Source organism: Pseudoduganella rivuli (assembly GCF_009674485.1).
In the GTDB taxonomy this organism is placed as follows: Bacteria; Pseudomonadota; Gammaproteobacteria; order Burkholderiales; family Burkholderiaceae_D; genus Rugamonas; species Rugamonas rivuli_B.
In genome coordinates this window covers 232,406-250,518 of sequence record NZ_WKJJ01000010.1, presented here as the reverse complement: position 1 = coordinate 250,518, position 18,113 = coordinate 232,406, and the positions used below count along the sequence as shown (strand labels likewise).

The following is an 18,113-nucleotide window of genomic DNA, read 5'->3' as shown; positions in this document are numbered from 1 at the left end:
AGCGGGCCAGCAAGCCGGGGTCGACGTGCGCCGCCATCACTGCGGACGGGTCGCCAGCTCCAGCTCGCCCAGCCAGGCAATCGCATACTCGCGGCTGTCGCCGCACATGTCGGCGGACGGCTGCAAGCCGCCGCAAAACGCGGGGCGCTCCGGCTTGCCGAAAATCAGGCAGCGGTTGTCATCGGCCAGCTGGATGCAGCGGACACCGGCGGGTTTGCCGTTTGGCATACCGGGAATCGGAGAAGTGATGGACGGCGCCGTGCAGCAGGCGCCGCAGTTGGAGCGGCATTCCATAAGAGGGAGAAACGAGCGGGCGAAAGGGCGATTGTACCGCAAGCCCCCGCGCCCGCCGCGGTGCGGATTGCCGGCTTACTGCTTGCCCGGCGCGAAATTCGCCCGCGCCAGTTGGCCCGGTTGCAGGCCCGTGGTGGCGTTCAGTTCCAGGTACACTTTGGCCATCTGCATCGGGCGTTCCGTCTGCGAGATCACGATGACTTTTTGTGCCGTCATGCGCTGGTTGATCGACGGGACTTCGATTTCCACCGGTTCGTCCACTTTCACGTCGCGCAGTTTGGAGCGGGGGATCGATGCCACCACGCGCATGCGGGTCGGGTCGAACACCGTCAGCAAGTGGCGGCCCGACGAAGCCGATTCGCCGACTTTCGCCAGCACCGCCGATACCATGCCGTCATACGGTGCGGTGATGTCCGCGTGGCCCACGCGCGCCAGTACCTGGCCCGCTTTCACGCGGTCACCGGCGCGCACCAGCATGGCGGTGATTTCGCCGCTGCCGGCCGCACGCAGGGTGCACAGGCGCGCCGATTCCGTATAGCCTTCCGTGTTGTGCAAATCCACCTGTTCCTGGTAGGTCGAGCGGTTGTTTGCGGCCAGCGAGTTGCCGGATCCCGCACTGGCGCCCTGCATTGGCAGGATCAAGGCCGCGACGGCGCCCAGTACGAGTTTGGCCAGCAATTGTGGGGCTGGCGCCTTTGAAGCTTGTAGCATGTCGTGTCATCCCAAAGCGTTGTTGTGGTTATGAGCCAGCCGCACGCGGGGTTGGGGCGTGACGTTCAGGCAGGTGGGTGAGAATACAAAACAGTTGTGGAGAAATTGTGAACATTCAGTCCAGAATGTGTAGAGTGTTGTATGTCTGCGTTACAATTTCTGTTTCAATAATGCAAACTAGAGGGCGCGCAAGATGACAAGCTCCCCGTCCGTTTCGTGGCTGTTCCGCCTGTTCTTCCTCTGGCTAGCCCTGGGCGCGTCGTCCGGCGCCATGGCCACGCGCACCGTGATGGAATTGCCGGACGGCTTTCCGCTGCGTTTAGAGGGAAAGCTCGAATATGTGGAAGATCCGTCCGGCCAGATGACGCTGGACCAGGCGCGCGCGCTGCCCGCGCAGCGTTATACGGAACTCACGCCGGACAACTTCACCAGGGGCTTTACCGCGTCCGCCTACTGGGTGCGCTTTACGCTGACCAATCCCGAACCGCGGCCCATCGTCTGGGTGTTGCAACACCGCCTGCCGTTTACGGATTACGTGGAAGCGTGGGTGCTGACGGGGCAGGTGCGCATGCACGAACTGGCGGGCGACCGCACCCGGGTGGCCGAGCGCCAGTTGCCGGCCCATTTGCCCAGCTTTAAATTCACGTCCGCGCCGGGCGAGAGCGCCGAAGTGTATGTCCGTCTCAGCAACATTAATAAGGCGGAAATGCAGATGGTGTTCCGGCTCGATACGCTGGCATCGTTTGTCTCCAACATGGCGCGCAGTGAAAACCAGCTGGGTATCCTGTATGGCGTGCCGCTGGCGCTGGCGTTTTCATCGATGGTGGGCGCCGCGGTGGCGCGCGACCGGCGCTTTTCCACTTACGGCCTGTATGCGCTGGCCACCATCGCCACCTGGATCGGCTTCAACGGCCACTTCGCGCGCTTCCTGCAATTCGACGATCCGGATTTGTTCAACAACCTGCTGCACATGCTGATGCTGGTGCAGACGATCTTCCTGATCCTGTTCGCGCGCCAGTTCCTGCAAACCCGCGCGCGCATGCCCCGTTTCGACCGCATTTTCGTGGCCATCATTGCCGCCGCATGCGTCGGCATCGCGCTGCGCCTGTGCGGCGTATTCACGCCCGTCACGCAACTGACGCTGGTGCTGATGGCGATGACGTCCATTACCGCGGTGGCGGCATGGCATGCATGGCGCATGGGCATGGTCCATGCACGCTGGTTCTTCTTTGCGCAATTGTGCAGTACCGTGCCGGTGGCCGTGGGACTGGCCGGCATCCGCCTCGGGCTGTATGCGTATGACGGCTTCGTGAATTTCCAGGGCATTTATTTCGCGGAATTGCTGTTGCTGGCCGTGGCGCAGCATGACCACGTGCGCCGCATGCAAGACCGCCAGCGCAAGCTGGAGCGGGACCACGAGCGGGCGCTGGCCGAGCGCAACGCGTTCCTGGAAGCGGAAATGGTCAACCGCACCAATGCGCTGGCCGCCATGGAGCGGCGCGCCGCGTTCATCGCGGAAGTGGGCGCCGTCACGCAGCGCGTGGCGGGCGGCGAATTCACGGCGCGGCTGGCGCTGCCGGAAGATACCGCCATGCAGCCGCTGACGGTCAGCGTCAATGCGATGGCGGAATCGCTGGCCCGCCTGGAAGGGGCGCGGCGCCACTGGATCGCGGAAATCAGCCACGAATTGCGCACGCCGCTGGCGGGCCTGGTGGGCGAAATCGAAGCCATGCTCGATGGCGTGCACCCGATCGACATGGCGCACGTGGAATCGCTGCACCGCACGTGTGACCGGCTGACGCGGCTGGTGGACGATTTGCATGAGCTGGCAATGAGCTACCTGCGCCCGCTACGGTGCCGGTTCGCGCCGCTCGATTACCGTCAATTGCTGGCCGACCTGTCGCCTTATTTCGCCAATGAAGCCCGTAAGAAGGGCTTGCAACTCGAAGTCCATTGCGATGCGCAACAAACCACGGCAATATGGGATAGCGCACGCATCAACCAATTGCTGATCAATTTGCTATCCAACAGCATCGCCTATACGGATGCGCCGGGACGCGTCGAGCTACGGGCCACACCGCTGGAAGACCGGGTCCGCATCGTGATTGAAGACAGTGCGCCGGGCCTGTCGCGCGACGAACTGGCGCAAGTGTTCGAGCCGCTGTTCCGCGCCGAATCGGCGCGCAGCCGCCGCAGCGATGGCAGTGGATTGGGCATGAAGATATGCCGCGCAATCGTCGACGCGCACCATGGCACCATCGGCGTTGCAGGTTCCGCACTGGGCGGCGTACTGGTGCGGATCGAGTTGCCGTACACCCCGGAGGAACAGGCGCCATGACTTACCGAGTGCTGATCGCGGAAGACGATGACCAGATCGCCGGCGTCCTGTCGGATTACCTGGTTCGGGATGGCTTTGGCGTGCAGCGCGTTGCCGATGGACGCGAAGCGCTGCGCATGATTCTCGATGACGAACCGTCGGTCGTGATCCTCGACGTCACGTTGCCGGGCATGGATGGCATTGCCGTTTGCCGCACCGTGCGCCACAGCAGCACTGTGCCGATCCTGATGCTGACGGCGCTGTCGTCGGAGGAAGACCGCTTGAATGGCCTCAATTCCGGCGCGGACGATTACGTTTGCAAGCCGTTCAGTCCCCGTGAAATCGTGGCCCGCGTGCATGCGCTGTTGCGGCGCGCCGATCCCGCCTTGAAAGTCAAACCGGTGCATACCGGCTTCGTGATCGGCAGCGCCCATGAACGCGTGCTGTTCGACGGCCAGCCGGTGCCGTTTACCCGCATCGAAGAGCGATTGTTCCGCACCATGGCCGCCGCGCCGCGTCGCGTCTTTACGCGCGAAGCGCTGATCAATGCGATGAGCGCGGAAATGCGCGACATCGGCGACCGCGCCATCGACACCCATGTGAAAAACCTGCGCCGCAAGCTCAAATCGCTGGCGCCAGACCGGGGCTTTATCCACGCCATGTACGGGGTGGGGTATTACTTCGAAGAGAAGGCGGAATCGTCGTCGCTACGCAGTTGACGTGCCGCGTCATCGTCGCGTAACAATCGGCTGGCAAGATGCGAGCTACCGTTCATCTCTCTCCCATTTGAATGTTCAGCCCGCGGCCCACAAGGCACGCGGGCTTTTTTTCTTATTTTTAGCCACCACGACGCTGCCTGATTTTTATACAATCGGTTTCAAGACCAGCAGCACGGAGGTGCGGCGCGATGCGAAGGAAAATCCCCGGTGTCAGGGCCAGCCTGGCCGTGCTGGTGGTTGGGTGCGTGCTGCCGCTGGCTTCTGTCGCCGCCTTCCTGATCGTCGACTTTTACGAACGTGAGCAGGCCGTGCTGATGGAAAATACAGTCAGCCGTGCGCGCGCCATCATGGCGGTGGTGGACCATGGCTTTGAAAGCACGGCGTCCGCCTTGCAGGCGCTGGCGACATCGCACCAGTTGCATGACGGCGACTTGAAGGGATTTCATGAACGCGCCGTCGATGTCCTGGACATGATTCATGCTGACAGCATTGTGCTGGTGGACCCGTCCGGCGCGTTGCTGTTGTCGACGCGTCGCCCATATGGCACGCCGCTGCCGCGCCTGCGCGCCACACCGCTGTTGCGGCGCATCCTGCAGACGGGAAAACCCGGTGTCTCCGATATGTTCATGGGGCCGATTGCCAACCAGTATGTCTATACGGTTGGCGTACCGGTGCGGCGGGACGGCGCGATCGTCATGTCGCTCAATGCCACCTGGACGCCGATACGCCTGCACGGCGTACTGGCCCAACAAAAGCTGGCCAATACATGGCGCGCGGCGATCATCGACAGTACCGGCCATATCGCGGCGCGCACCCACGACAACACACGGTTTGTCGGCAAGGAAGTGGTGCCGGCGCTGTTGCAGCGGCTGCGCACGTCGGCCGAGGGTGTGCTGGAGGCCAATACGCTCGATGGCATTCCCGTGCTGACAGCCTACAGCCGCTCATCCGCCAGCGGCTGGTCGGTGGCGCTCGGCATCCCGGTGGACGAATTGACGCGTGGTTTCCATCGTTCGCTGGTGTGGCTGATTGCTGGGACCGTTGCCGCGTTGGCGCTGGGACTCGTGCTGGCCTGGCGCATCGGCGGCGGCATTGCGCGCTCGATGCATGCGCTGGTGGAGCCGGCGCGCAAGGTGGCGGGGGGCGGCATGGCGCCGCTGCCGCAACTGGAAGTACGCGAAGCCAATGAAGTGGCGCTGGCGCTGCACGATGCGGCGGCCGTGGTGAGCGATGCGCAGGCTGGCATGCGGGAAAGCGAACAGCGGCTGGCGCTGGCGGTCAATGCCGCGCGCATGGGAATCTGGGTGCGCGACCTGGTGCATGGCGGCATCTGGGTGTCGGACGTGTGGCGCGAATTGATGGGCTTCACAGCGGAGCAGGAGGTGACCATGAGCGTGTTCCTCGAGCGAGTGCATGCGGACGACCGCGCCGCCCTGATGCGCACGCTGTACGAAGCGCAGGAAGCAGGCGGCGGGTACCAGACCGAATTCCGCGTGCAATTGCCTGACGGTACGCAGCGCTGGGTTGGTTCGCATGGAAGCATCGAGTGCGGCAGCGATGGCAGGGCCAGGCTGGCACGCGGCGTGTCGTTCGACATCACGCAGCGCAAACAGGCCGAGCTGGAGGCGCAGCACAAGCAAAAGGAAGTGATGCATTTGTCGCGCGTGGCGATGCTGGGGGAATTGTCCGGCGCACTGGCGCACGAATTGAACCAGCCGCTGACGGCGATACTCAGTAACGCACAGGCGGCGCAGCGCTTCATGCGCCTGCCGCAGCCGGACCTGGACGAAGTGCGCGATATCCTGCAAGACATCATCGACGAAGACCAGCGCGCGGGGGAAATCATCTTGCGCTTGCGGCGGCTGTTCAGCAACGCCGACATGCCGCGCCAGGCGGTCGAACTGAATGAACTGGTGAGCGGCGTGACAGTCCTGCTGCGCAACGACTTGATCAACCATGGCGTCAAGCTGATCGTGGAGCCGGCGCCGGCCGGCATGGCTGTCAGCGCCGACCCGGTGCAGTTGCAGCAAGTGCTGGTCAATTTGTTGATGAATGCATGCGATGCCATGGCGGACACGCAGGGCGAGCGCACCGTCACCGTGCGCGCCGGGCTGGCCGAGGAGGGCCGCGCGGACATTGCCGTCAGCGATTGCGGCAGCGGTGTCCCGCAAGCCATGCTGGAACGGATCTTCGAATCGTTTTATACCACCAAGGCGCGCGGCATGGGGCTGGGATTGTCGATTTGCCGCACGATCGTCAAGGCCCACGGCGGCGAGCTGCGGGCGGAAAACAATCCAGGACAAGGCGCCACGTTCCACCTGGTCTTGCCGTTACAGGAGACGCAGCAGCCATGACGCCCCGCGTGTTCCTCGTCGACGACCAGCCGGCCATTCTCAAAGCCCTGGGCCGGTTGCTGGCATCCGCCGGCTACACCGTGCAGGGTTATACGTCGGCCAGGGAATTTCTCGATAGCGGCGACGCCGGCACGCCCGGCTGCCTGGTGCTGGACCTGGCCATGCCGGAAATGGGCGGCATGGCGCTGCAGCAGGAACTGGCGCAGCGTGACAGCCACCTGCCGGTGATCTTCCTGACGGGGCAGGGCGATATCGCCACCGGCGTGCAGGCGATGAAACTGGGCGCGGCGGATTTCCTCACCAAGCCGGTCGATGGCGAGCGCCTGCTGGCGGCCGTGGCTGCCGCCTTCGAACGCAACCGGCGCAGCCTGGCCGACAGCGCGGAGCGCGACGACCTGCGCCAGCGGCTGGAATCGCTGACGCCGCGCGAGCGTGAAGTGATGGACCTGGTGGCGGAAGGTTGGCTGAACAAGCAAATTGCCGCCGAACTGGGGACGGTGGAGAAAACCGTCAAAGTGCACCGTGCCCGTGTCATGGCAAAAATGCAAGCGAAGTCCGTATCCGCGCTGGTGCGGATGGTCGACCGCTTGCGCAATCCTCCCGCCGAACCGTTTCCGTAAGCACAAGGTCCAATATTCAAGCAGCCACGGCAGGGCTATCTTGGTACCCATGGATACCAATTTTCCCTGGGTGGCGGTAGTGGATGACGAAGCGGCGATCCGCCGCGCGCTGGTCCGGCTGCTGCGTTCGGTCGGCATTCCCGCGCAGGCATTTGCCAGCGGCGCATCGTTGATCGACGCCCTGGCGGGCGGCGCGCCTTGCTGCGCAGTGCTGGACGTGCACATGCCGGCCATGTCCGGCTTCGACGTGCAGGAACGGCTGGCGCAAGTATCGCCCCGCACCGGCGTGGTCTTCGTGACCGGCCGCCACAATCCGGAAGATTATGCACGTGCGCTGCGGCTGCGGCCGGCGGCTTACCTGCGCAAACCCATGGACAGCAAGGCATTGCTGGACGCGGTCACCATGGCATGCACTAGCTGGGCACATTCGAAACAGCGGGAGGAATACCATGATCAGTCAAGCTGAATTATCAGGAGCGAAAATCCTGATCGTCGACGACCATCCATTCAACGTGGCGGTGCTGGCCGCCATGCTGCAGATGGCTGGCTATACGGATGTCACGTCCACCATGGATCCGCGCGAAGTCTGCGCCATGCACCGTGCCCATGACTATGACCTGATCCTGCTGGATATAAACATGCCGTTCATGGATGGTTTTGCGGTCATGGAGCACTTGAAGCAGATCGATGCGGATACCTATCTTCCCATCCTCGCGCTGACGGCGGCGCCGGAATACAAGCTGCGCGCACTGGCGGAAGGCGCGCGTGATTTTGTCGCCAAGCCGTTCGATCATTCGGAAGTGCTGAGCCGGATCCGCAATATGCTGGAGGTGCGGCTGCTGTATAAAGGCTCGTGCCATCACGGCCAGCGCGTGGAGAACTATGATGCGCTGACCGGCCTGCCGAACCGCACGCTGTTCCAGCGCGCGCTGGAGCACACGCTGGCGGCGGAACAACGGCAAGGTGTATTACACCTGAGCGCCGTGCTGCTGGCCGACCTGGACGGCTTTTCAAGGGTCAATGACACGCTGGGGCAGGCTGCCGGCGATGAAGTGCTGCGCCAGGCCGCGCGGCGCCTGCAGCAATGCGCGCCGGCGGCCGGATCGCTGGCGCGCATCGGCAATGACGAATTCGCGCTGCTGGTGTCGGCGCTCGACACGCCGGCCACGGCCATGGCGGTGGCGGAGAAAATCCGTACCGCGTGCGCCGAGCCGTTTGCCGTCGATGGCGGCGAAGTGTGCCTGACGGCCAGCGTTGGCATAGCGCTGCATCCGGGCGATGCCGGCGACGCCGCCACCCTGGTGCGCCACGCCGGCGTGGCGCTGCACCAGGCCCGCATGGCGGGTGTGAATTCCTGCCGCTGGTTCACCGAGAGCATGAATACCAAGGTGCAGCAGCGCTTCGAGTTTGAAAACGCGCTGCGCAAGGCGCATAGCCAGCGCGAGTTTGAACTGTATTACCAGCCCAAGCTGGATATCGGCAGCGGCCGTGTGGCAGGCGTGGAAGCGTTGTTGCGCTGGAACCGCCCGGGCTGTGGCCTGGTGTCGCCGGGAGAATTTATCCCCGTGCTGGAGGAAACCGGGCTGATCGTCGCGGTGGGCGCGTGGGTGATCGATGAAGCATGCCGCCAGGCGGCCTTATGGAAAGAGGCGGCTGGCCAGCCATTCCATATTGCCGTCAATGTCGCCAGCCGTCAGTTCGCCGAAGGCAACCTGGAAGACATCGTCCGGCAAGCGCTGCTGGCCCATGACATCCCGCCCGCCATGCTGAGCCTGGAAGTCACGGAAAGTGCGGTCATGGCCGATACCGAGCGCGCCGCCGACATGCTGGCGGCCTTGCGGCGGCTGGGCGTGCAGGTGGCCATCGACGACTTTGGCACCGGCTATTCCAGCCTGGCGTACCTGAAGCGCTTGCCGGTCGATACGCTGAAAATCGATATCGCCTTCATCCGCGAAGTCACGCGCAACCCGGGCGATGCGGCGCTGGTGGACGCGATTATCGCGATGGCGCACAGCCTGGGGCTGGACGTGGTGGCGGAAGGCGTGGAAACCGCCGAACAGCTGGCGTACCTGGGACGGCGCCGCTGCGACCAGATCCAGGGCTATTATTTCAGCCGTCCGCTGCCGGCCGCGCAGTGCGCCGCCCTGCTCGGCAACCAGTCCGCCATGGCCGCGGAGGCCGCGCCGGGCGTACCGCAGCGCACGCTGCTGATCATCGACGACGAGCCCCATGTCTTGTCGGCGCTGCAGCGCCTGCTGCGTCCGGACGGTTATCGCATTCTCACGGCGCAATGCGCGGCGGACGCTTTCAGCCTGCTGGCACAGCATCCGGTCCAGCTGGTGATGTGCGACCAGCGCATGGATGGCATGAGCGGCACGGAAATCCTCGACCGGGTCAAGGATATGTACCCCGATACGTTCCGCATCATCCTGTCCGGCTACACGGACCTGGCCACCATCATGGAATCGATCAACCGCGGTTCGCTGTACCGCTTTTACACCAAGCCGTGGAGCAACCAGGTGCTGCGGGACAATATCCGCGACGCGTTCCGCGATTACTGGCAGCGCCATGGCCTGGCGCCGGCCGTGGGCAAGCCCGCATACGCATAACAAGGGAATGCGCGATGGCTTCCCGCAGCCAGTCCTCCGCCGCCATGCTGGCGCCAGTGATTGCGCTGGCCGTACCGGCATTCGCCGGCAACGCACTACAGAACGAACCCATCCACCCGGTGCCGGCGGCCGCCCCGCAGGACCCGGCGCGGGTGGCGCTGGGGCGCCGCCTGTTCTCCGACCCGCGCTTGTCGGCCAACGGCGTGGTGTCGTGCGCCAGTTGCCACAATCTCCAGGCGGGTGGTGTCGACGGCCGCGCCCGGTCACTGGGTTTCAATGGCCGCCTGACCGCCCTCAATACGCCCACGGTACTCAATGCGGCGCTGAATTTCCGCCAGTTCTGGAATGGCGCGGCGTCAACGCTGGAACAGCAGATCGGCATGGTGGTGGAAAATCCGGTGGAAATGGGCTCGTCGTGGCCGGTCGTGGTGCGCAAGGTGCTGGACGACAGCGGTTACCGGCGCGCCTTCAACGCGGCATACCGCGATGGTGTGACGCGCGCCAATATTGAAAACGCGCTGGCCACCTATGAGCGCACGCTGGTGACGCCGGGAGCGCGGTTTGACCGTTACCTGCAAGGCGATAACGGCGCCATCACGGCTGCCGAAAAAGCCGGCTACGCGCGCTTCAAGCAGTATGGCTGCGTGTCTTGTCACCAGGGTGTCAACGTGGGAGGCAACATGTTCCAGAAATATGGTGCAGTCATGCCCGCGCCCTCCGCGCAGGGTGCGGGGCTGGGGCGCTTCCTCGTCACCGGCAACCCGCAGGACGAACAAGTGTTCAAGGTGCCGGGCTTGCGCAACGTCGCGCGCACCGCCCCCTATTTCCATGATGGCTCCGCCGCGACGCTGGAACAGGCCATCGACGCCATGTTCCGATACCAGCTGGGCCGCGAGAGCACCAGCGAAGACAGGAAACTGATAGCCGCATTCCTTGCGACATTGAATGCGGAACCGGCGGTGCAGCCATGAGCCGCCACTGGCAAGTAGGCGTGTGCGTGGCGGCGGCGCTGGCGGCCGCGCTGGTGTATGTGCTGCTGCAGGCGCCGGATTACGATGAACCGGCGTATTTCGAAGATGTGGCGCAATTGCAGAAAATCCGCCAGCTCGACGCGCAATGGGAACTGGATGTGATGAAGGTGCGGCTGGGCCTTTTGCATGGCTATGATGCGCTGGTGCTCCCGTTGGAAGACATGGCCCGTTTGCCATCGTTGCTGCACGCGCGCCCGGGCAATGCCGCGCTGGCGCCTGCCGTCGATGCCTATCGGCGCGAGCTGGACGGCAAGGCCGCGCTGGTGGAATCATTCAAGTCGCGCAATGCGGTATTCCGCAATTCACTGAGATATATGATCGCGATGACGGATGAAGCGGAAGCGCATGTGCAGCATGCCGGCGCGCGGCAAGCGGACGTTGCACGCGCCGCGCTCGACATGCGCGAAGTATCGCTGGAAACACTGGAATATATCGATCTCGGGGAGAACAAAGACCTGGAAGAACTCGAGCTGCGCCTGGCCGATTTGACAAAAATCCGCAGCGATGTGGGCCAGGCCGTGCGGGCACTGGCGGAAAATTTTGACACGCACGTGCGTATCGTGCTGCGCGAGCATAAGGCGGTGGACCGGCTGCTGGCCGACATCACCGCTGCGCCGACAGACTTGCGGGTTGACCAGATCAACGCCGTGCTCGCCAGCGAATTGCAGCGTGCGTCGGGCCGGGTGCGGCAACACCGCATCTACCTGCTGGCATTGTCCGTGGCATTGAGCGGTTTGCTGTTGTATGCGGCGGGTTGCCTGTTACGCAGCCATGCCATCATCAACCGCTACAACGCCCGCCTGCAGCAGGCCAACGATACGCTGGAACGCCGGGTGAGCGAGCGCACGCAGCAACTGGAAGAGGCGCAGTCGCAACTGGTGGCGGCGGCGCGCGAAGCCGGCAAGGCGGAGATCGCCACCAATGTGTTGCATAACGTCGGCAACGTGCTCAACAGCGTGAGTGTTTCCGCCACGCTGCTGCAGCAGCAAATCAAGGCGTCGCGCGGCGGCGGCCTCGATATGGCGGTGGCGCTGATGCGCGAACATGGAGACGGGCTGGGACGATTCCTGGATGACGACGAGCGGGGGCGCTGCCTGCCCGGTTATCTGGAGGGGCTGGCGCTGGTGCTGCGCACCGAGCGGGAAACCATGACGGCCGAAGTGGCCCAATTGAATGGCTGCGTGGACCATGTGAAGGAAATCGTAGCCGCCCAGCAGGCGCATGCCGGTTCGGCTTGCATGTTCGAACAGTGTTCGGTGGATGAGGTGCTCGAGCAGGCGGTCAGCATGAGCGCCGTGTCGCTGGCGCGGCATGGCATCACCATCATCCAGGATGTTGCCGCGTTGCCGCCGGTATCGATGGACCGCCATCGCGTGCTGCAAATCCTCGTCAACCTGATCAGCAATGCGCGGCGCGCCACGGAGAGGGTGCCGGAACGCACGCCCCGCATCGTGCTACGCTTGCGCGCCGTTGATGGGGAGATGCTGCGTATCGACGTAGTCGACAACGGCGAGGGCATTTTGCCGGAAAACCTGGCGCGCATCTTTTCGCACGGATTCACCACCCACAAGGATGGCCATGGATTCGGCTTGCACAGCTGTATCCTGGCGGCGCGCGAAATGGGCGGCGGTTTGCGCGTCCACAGCGACGGCGCAGGACGCGGTGCGACATTTACCCTGGAATTACCAACCCGGCAGGAGGAACGCCATGCACTCGCCGCATAACCGCCGTATTTTGCTCATCGATGACATGGTGTCGATCCATGACGACTTCCGCAAGATCCTGGCGCCGCAAGCGGCGCAGGACAGGCTGGACCAGCTGGAGTCGCGCCTGTTCGGCACGGAGCCGCGCATGCAGGTTTCCGGATTTGAACTGGATTGCGCGCTGCAGGGCGCGCAGGGTGTCGCCATGGCAGGCGCGGCGGCCGAGGCGCAACGCCCGTATGCGGTTGCCTTTGTCGACATGCGCATGCCGCCTGGGTGGGATGGCGTGCAGACCATCGAGCGGCTGTGGCAGACCGACAGCGCGCTGCAAGTCGTGCTGTGCACCGCGTATTCGGATTATTCGTGGGAAGAAGTGCTGGACCGGCTCGATGGCCATGAGCGCCTGCTGGTGCTGAAAAAGCCGTTCGACGCCATCGAAGTGCGGCAGATGGCCAATACGTTGGTGGACAAATGGAACCTGATGCGCCAGGCGGCGTGGAAAATGGAGACGCTGGAGGCCGCGGTGCGTTCCCGCACGGAAGAACTGTCGCAAGCCAACTTGCGGCTGCAAGCAGAAATGGAGGAACGAAAACAGCTGGAAAGCCGCATGGTGCAGACGGAAAAGCTGGCGTCCATCGGCCAACTGGCGGCCGGGGTGGCGCATGAAATCAATAACCCGTTGGGTTTCTTGTCGTCCAACTTCGGCATGCTGGAAGAATACCTGCAAAGCGTATTCGATATCCTGAGCGTCTACGAATCGGCGGAACCGGGGATGGCGGAATCGGCCGCCACGTTGATCCGCTGCACGCGGGAACAATCGAAACTGGCCTTCCTGCGTGAAGACATCCCGGTGCTGATCGCGGAATCCAGGGAAGGCATGGAGCGGGTCGGCAAGATCGTGCAATCGCTGAAGGATTTTTCGCGCGCCGACACGGAGCAAAAATGGGAATGGGCCGACCTGCATCGTGGTATCGAATCGACCATGAATATCATTGCCAGCGATATCCGCAAGTCGGCCGACCTGGTGCGCGAGTATGGCGACTTGCCGCTGGTGGAATGCGTGCCATCGCAACTGAACCAGGTGGTGATGAACTTGCTGGTCAATGCCGTGCACGCGGCGGGCCCGGGACGTGGCCGCATCGTGGTCCGCACCGGCGCGGCCGATGGCGAAGCCTGGTTTGAGGTGGAGGATGCCGGCTGCGGCATCCCCGCCGACGTGTTGCCCCGCATCTTCGATCCGTTTTTTACCACCAAGGCCATCGGCAAAGGGACCGGGCTGGGGTTGTCGCTGTCCTACGGTATCGTGCAGCGGCACCAGGGACGGATCGAGGTCCGGACGGCACTGGGGGAGGGCAGTACGTTCCGGGTGACGTTGCCGGTGCGGCAGCAACTGGCTGCGGCCTGAACTAGCAGGCCGCGGTATTGAATTGAACTTTGATGGCGGCAAAGTAAAATGCCAGCGACATCAACGCGCAGCCCAGCAACAGCAACACCAGCGCGGATGGCGTTGGCGCCGACTGCATGAGCATGGCTGCCGCCAGCGGGCCGGCCGCCTTCGATACCAGCGAAGGCCCGGCCATCGCACCGGAAATGGCGCCATAGTTTTCACGTCCGAACAGTTCTTGCGGTATCGTGCCGCGCACGATCGTCAGGACGCCGTTGCTCAGCCCATACAGGCAACAGAACAGCGCCGCGGCCCAGCCGTGTTCGCCGAACAGCATCAAGGCCAGCAGCGATGCGGGCAGCGCGGTAAAAACCAGTTTCCCTATCGTCTGCGGCGCCACGTCGCGGGCGACTGTGCGCTCCAGCACGCGCCCGGCCACTTGCATGGGACCGATCAGCGTCAAAAGCAGCACGGCGAATTTTTCCGGGTGCCCGTACTCCGTTAACAAAGGCAGCAGGTGAACGGACAGCGCAGCGAAAGTGAAGGTGTTGGCGGCAAAGGCCATCGCCAGCTTCCAGAATGCGCCATGACGCAGTGCTTCGCCCAGCGTGTGACTGCGACCGCCGCTGCGATCGCCGGCGGCCGTCGCCCGTGCGTTGGGGCCCAGCAGCAAGTGCAGCGGCAGGCAGATAGCCAGCTGGATGACGCCAAACCACAGGTAGGCGCCGCGCCATCCGGCAGCCGTGCTCAGGTACCAGGTCAGCGGCCAGAAGATCGTGCTGGCGAAGCCGCCGAACAGCGTCACGGTCGAAATGGCCTGGCGTCCGCCTGTCGTCAATTGCCGGTTGATGGTGGCAAATGCCGCTTCGTACAAGGTCAGCGTCATCGCCAGTCCAAGCATGGTCCAGGCGCCATAGTAAGAGACCACACTGCCACAACTGCTCAGCCAGAGCAGCCCGGCGCCGCACACGACGGACCCGGCTGACATCACCGGCCGACCACCGAACCGGTCAAGCAGCATGCCGGCCGGCGCGGACGCCACGCCGGCCACCAGCAGGCTCCATGAGAAGGCGCCATAAACCAGTTCATTGCCGAGAGCGAGGTCGCGCGCAATTGCCGGGGCGACGATGCTGAACGCGTAATACACTGAGCCCCAGGATGCAATTTGTGTGCATGCGAGGATGCCGATCAGGCGACGTGCATTGGACATGGTGTCACCCTTTATACGGCGGCTTTGCAGCAGCCCGGCAAGAACATGGACAGTACCTGGCGCCAGTACGGAGCGCGGGCCGGGTATGCGCTGCCGGCATATAGGCCGATGGCGTGCGGCAGGTTGGCGCCCTGCGGCTGGTAGCGGAAAGTGCCGAATATGATGTCCCAGAACACCAGTGACCGCCCGAAGTTGGTGTCACCTTCGCCGCTTACCGCCGAATGGTGCCAGCGATGTACTTCATTGGTACTGAAGACGTAATTCAGCCAGCCGCTGCGCAGTGGCAGGTTGGCGTGCTGCAGCATCAGCACCGGGTAGGTCAGCGCCAGGTAGCCGTACAACACGTCGGCGGGCGTGCCGATCGCCAGCAGCGGCAGCATGCCGCATGCATAGTTGACGGCGTAATTGAGCGGATGCAGGCGGAAATTGTTCACCGTGTACAGACGGCCGCTGCCGTGGTGCAGCGCATGCAGCCACCATAACGCCGGCCGGCTGTGGTGCAGCCGGTGCGCCCAGTAATAGCCGAACTCCGCGATCAGGGCGGCAACCGCCACTTGCAGTACGAACGGCAGGCCGGCCGGGAACAGGTTATTTGCCACATCCAGGCGGCCATACATGACGATGACCAGCATCGGTCCGGCCCATTTCAGCACCGGGTCGATTACCGCCAGCAGTGCCGCCATGCTGAACCAGTCCGTGCCGGTATCGCTGTCGTCGCGGTTCCACTCCGGGCGGAATGGCGCCACGCGTTCCAGCACCATGGCCAGGACCAGCGTGACGGCAGCGGGAATCGCCACCGCCAGTTCAAGGTTGCCGCCGGTGGCGCGCGCCGCGACAAACGATACGCAGCTGGCCAGCAGCGCCCCCGGGAAAAACCACCGTGAAATGACGTGTTGCATGGCATCCTTTCCCGGTTCCGTGTTACGCGCAGCCGCAGCCGGCCTGTCCTTCGGCTTTGGCGGCGACGTCCAGCGCGCAACAGGCGTCCGTTTCAGCGGGAGCGGGGCCGCCGCAGCAGCCGGATGCCACTGCGGTGGCTGGTTTGATACCGCACGATGCTCCCGCCGGTTCGCCCGTCACAAAACGGGTATTGCAGACGCCGGTCTCCGGCAATGCCAGCTGCACGTCGTCGGCCGCCGCGACATCGCCCGCCAGCGCCGCCACTACCGAGCGCACCTGCTCGTAGCCGGTGGTCATCAGGAAGTTCGGCGCGCGGCCGTAGCTCTTGGCGCCCACCGCGTAATAGCGCGGTTCCGGGTGCGCCAGCTCCGCGTGGCCGTGCGGGCGCACCGTGCCGCAACTGTGTTCGTTCGGGTCGATCAGCGGCGCCAGCGCATCCGTGCTTTCCAGCCACGGGTCGTGCCGCACGCGCAGTTCGCGCGCCAGCGACAGGTCCGGGCGGGCGCCGGTGGCGGCGATGATTTCATCGATGCCGTCGATGGCTGCGCTGCCTGCCTGGCCGATAATGCGCAGCTTGCCCTGGTGCGGCTCGATCGCCTGGATGCGCAAGCCCGTGTGCAGTTCCAGCCGGCCGGATTCCTTCAGCGCTTTCAGGCGGGTGCCCAGTTCGCCCCGCGCCTGCAGGCCGTCATTGGCGCCGCCGCCAAAGATGCGTTCGAAACCGGTACCGCGAATGGCCCATGCGATGCGGGTTTGCGGCGCTTGCGCCGCCAGTTGCGCCAGCGCCAGCAACGTCCCGGCGGCGGAATGGCCGGCGCCCACGACCAGCACGTGGCGGCCGGCGTAACGGGCCCGGGCCGCGCCCAGCACGTCCGGCATACCGTAGATGACCTGTTCGCGGGCCGCTTGCTCGCCCAGCGCGGGCAAGCCGTCCGCGCCCAGCGGATTGGGCTGGTTCCACGTGCCGGTGGCGTCGATCACGGCGCTGGCCAGGAAGGCGCGTTCACCGTCCGGCGTCATGGCGCGGATCACGAATGGCGCATGGCCGCGGCCACGGGTCTTGACCTTGTCCGTGCCCTGGCGGGTGATGGCCGTTACGCGGTGACGCAGTTTCAGGGCGGCGGCCATGGCCGGCAGGGCGGCCAGCGGTTGCAGATATTGCTGCACCAGTTCGCCGGCGGTCGGTAACGCATCCGCTGGCGGTGGCTGCCAGCCGGCTTGCTCCAGCAGCGCTTTGGCGGCCCGGTCGACGTTGTATTGCCACGGCGAGAACAGGCGCACGTGGCTGTAGCTGGCCAGGTTGGCGGCGATCGTATTCCCCGCTTCGAAGATCAAGGGTGTCATGCCGCGTTCGATCAAATGCGCGGCGGCCGCCAGTCCCACCGGGCCCGCGCCCAGCACGGCGACCGGCAGCAAGTCTTTCTGCATCACGGTCGCCGATGCGGGGCACGCTCCCTGGAATTCACGCGACGCCTGCATGGCGGAAGGCGCGTCACTGCGCGTCATGGTGCGGAAGCCCCGCTTCGCAAAGAATGCGGCCGCCGTGGTGGTCAGCAGGATCAGGCGGTGGATGCCTTGCGCCGCCGCGCGCTGCGCAAGCGTCGCCTGCAATTGGTCGCCATAGCCATGCCCGCGCAGCGCGCTGTCGACCACCACGGAGCGCAGCAGCGCGGCGTCGCCGTATACCTCCAATCCGGCAACCGCGACGATGCGGCCATCGTGCTCGCCCACGATGAAATGCGCCAGGTGCTCTTGCGCGCCATCGAGCGGCAGGTTTGCCGCCGCCAGCAAGGCGGCAATCGCGTTCCAGTCGGCGGACGTGGCGGGACGGATGGACAGTACGGGTGCGGCAGTCATATCGTTCTCCTGTTTGTTATTCGTCGAATTACGAATTGATGGGCAAAAATTTTTTCCTACAAGGCGGCTACCAGGGCTTTCAGCTGGGCGATGCGTTCCGGATTCACGCAATAGCAGACGCGCTGCTCGTCCGACGAGCCCAGGATCAGCCCGGCCTGCTTCAGTATCGTGACGTGCTGCGAAATCGTCGACGGCGCCAGCGGCAACACGTCTGCGAGATTGCCGAAGTAGCAGGCGCCATAGGCGGCCAGGTACTTCAGCAGTTGCACGCGGGCCGGATGTGCGAGCGCCTTGCACAGCATGGCAATTTCTTCGGCGTTCACTTCGACGGCGTTGTCGCCGGTTCCCACAGTGCAGCAGCTGGTCATGGTATGTATTCGTCACTTAACGAATGAAGCTTAAAA

General features: G+C 64.2%; 15 protein-coding genes. 9 read left to right on the top strand and 6 right to left on the bottom strand.

Annotation, left to right across the window (positions count from 1 at the left end; genetic code table 11):
- Nucleotides 1–36: 36 nt before the first annotated feature.
- Complete coding sequence (locus GJ700_RS17605; RefSeq protein ID WP_154376175.1) at nucleotides 37–294, bottom strand: YkgJ family cysteine cluster protein; 258 nt, start codon at nucleotides 292–294, stop codon at nucleotides 37–39.
- A gap of 75 nt (nucleotides 295–369) precedes the next feature.
- Nucleotides 370–1,005, bottom strand: a complete 636-nt coding sequence (locus tag GJ700_RS17600; RefSeq protein WP_154376173.1) for a biotin/lipoyl-containing protein — start codon at nucleotides 1,003–1,005, stop codon at nucleotides 370–372.
- 193 nt (nucleotides 1,006–1,198) lie between these two features.
- Here GJ700_RS17600 and GJ700_RS17595 point away from each other — a divergent pair, with 193 nt between their 5' ends.
- The 9 genes from GJ700_RS17595 (at nucleotide 1,199) to GJ700_RS17555 (ending at nucleotide 13,763) form a co-directional block, all read left to right on the top strand.
- Nucleotides 1,199–3,343 (top strand): 7TM-DISM domain-containing protein, encoded by a 2,145-nt coding sequence (locus tag GJ700_RS17595; protein ID WP_154376171.1) that lies wholly within the window; start codon nucleotides 1,199–1,201, stop codon nucleotides 3,341–3,343.
- Nucleotides 3,340–4,041: a response regulator gene (locus GJ700_RS17590; protein WP_195763922.1), complete on the top strand. Its 702-nt coding sequence runs from the start codon at nucleotides 3,340–3,342 to the stop codon at nucleotides 4,039–4,041. The genes GJ700_RS17595 and GJ700_RS17590 overlap by 4 nt, the downstream gene beginning before the upstream one ends.
- Nucleotides 4,042–4,229: 188 nt before the next feature.
- Nucleotides 4,230–6,395 carry a sensor histidine kinase gene (locus GJ700_RS17585; RefSeq protein WP_154376167.1) on the top strand — a complete coding sequence of 722 codons (2,166 nt, stop codon included), beginning with the start codon at nucleotides 4,230–4,232 and terminating at the stop codon, nucleotides 6,393–6,395.
- Entirely contained in the window at nucleotides 6,392–7,015 is a 624-nt protein-coding gene (locus GJ700_RS17580; protein WP_154376165.1) for a response regulator transcription factor, read from the top strand. The genes GJ700_RS17585 and GJ700_RS17580 overlap by 4 nt, the downstream gene beginning before the upstream one ends.
- Nucleotides 7,016–7,064: 49 nt before the next feature.
- Nucleotides 7,065–7,481 carry a response regulator transcription factor gene (locus tag GJ700_RS17575; protein ID WP_154376163.1) on the top strand — a complete coding sequence of 139 codons (417 nt, stop codon included), beginning with the start codon at nucleotides 7,065–7,067 and terminating at the stop codon, nucleotides 7,479–7,481.
- The gene (locus tag GJ700_RS17570) at nucleotides 7,465–9,624 is read left to right on the top strand and encodes an EAL domain-containing protein (protein WP_154376161.1); all 2,160 of its coding nucleotides are present in this window, start codon (nucleotides 7,465–7,467) and stop codon (nucleotides 9,622–9,624) included. The genes GJ700_RS17575 and GJ700_RS17570 overlap by 17 nt, the downstream gene beginning before the upstream one ends.
- Nucleotides 9,625–9,638: 14 nt before the next feature.
- A complete protein-coding gene (locus tag GJ700_RS17565; RefSeq protein ID WP_154376159.1) occupies nucleotides 9,639–10,595 on the top strand; it encodes a cytochrome-c peroxidase in 957 nt (318 codons plus the stop codon).
- Nucleotides 10,592–12,379 (top strand): DAHL domain-containing sensor histidine kinase, encoded by a 1,788-nt coding sequence (locus GJ700_RS17560; protein ID WP_154376157.1) that lies wholly within the window; start codon nucleotides 10,592–10,594, stop codon nucleotides 12,377–12,379. Before GJ700_RS17565 ends, GJ700_RS17560 begins: the two co-directional genes overlap by 4 nt.
- Entirely contained in the window at nucleotides 12,363–13,763 is a 1,401-nt protein-coding gene (locus GJ700_RS17555; protein WP_154376155.1) for an ATP-binding protein, read from the top strand. The genes GJ700_RS17560 and GJ700_RS17555 overlap by 17 nt, the downstream gene beginning before the upstream one ends.
- Before the next feature lies 1 nt (nucleotide 13,764).
- Here GJ700_RS17555 and GJ700_RS17550 read toward each other — a convergent pair whose 3' ends face one another.
- From GJ700_RS17550 to GJ700_RS17535, 4 genes are read right to left on the bottom strand one after another with little or no spacing between them, the layout of a single operon-like run.
- Complete coding sequence (locus tag GJ700_RS17550; RefSeq protein ID WP_154376154.1) at nucleotides 13,765–14,952, bottom strand: MFS transporter; 1,188 nt, start codon at nucleotides 14,950–14,952, stop codon at nucleotides 13,765–13,767.
- An 11-nt stretch (nucleotides 14,953–14,963) separates the two neighbouring features.
- Complete coding sequence (locus tag GJ700_RS17545; RefSeq protein WP_154376152.1) at nucleotides 14,964–15,851, bottom strand: sterol desaturase family protein; 888 nt, start codon at nucleotides 15,849–15,851, stop codon at nucleotides 14,964–14,966.
- A gap of 22 nt (nucleotides 15,852–15,873) precedes the next feature.
- Nucleotides 15,874–17,709, bottom strand: coding sequence for an arsenic resistance N-acetyltransferase ArsN2 (gene arsN2, locus GJ700_RS17540; protein WP_154376149.1), 1,836 nt, complete (start codon nucleotides 17,707–17,709; stop codon nucleotides 15,874–15,876).
- A 56-nt stretch (nucleotides 17,710–17,765) separates the two neighbouring features.
- Entirely contained in the window at nucleotides 17,766–18,077 is a 312-nt protein-coding gene (locus GJ700_RS17535; RefSeq protein WP_154376147.1) for an ArsR/SmtB family transcription factor, read from the bottom strand.
- Nucleotides 18,078–18,113: the final 36 nt, after the last annotated feature.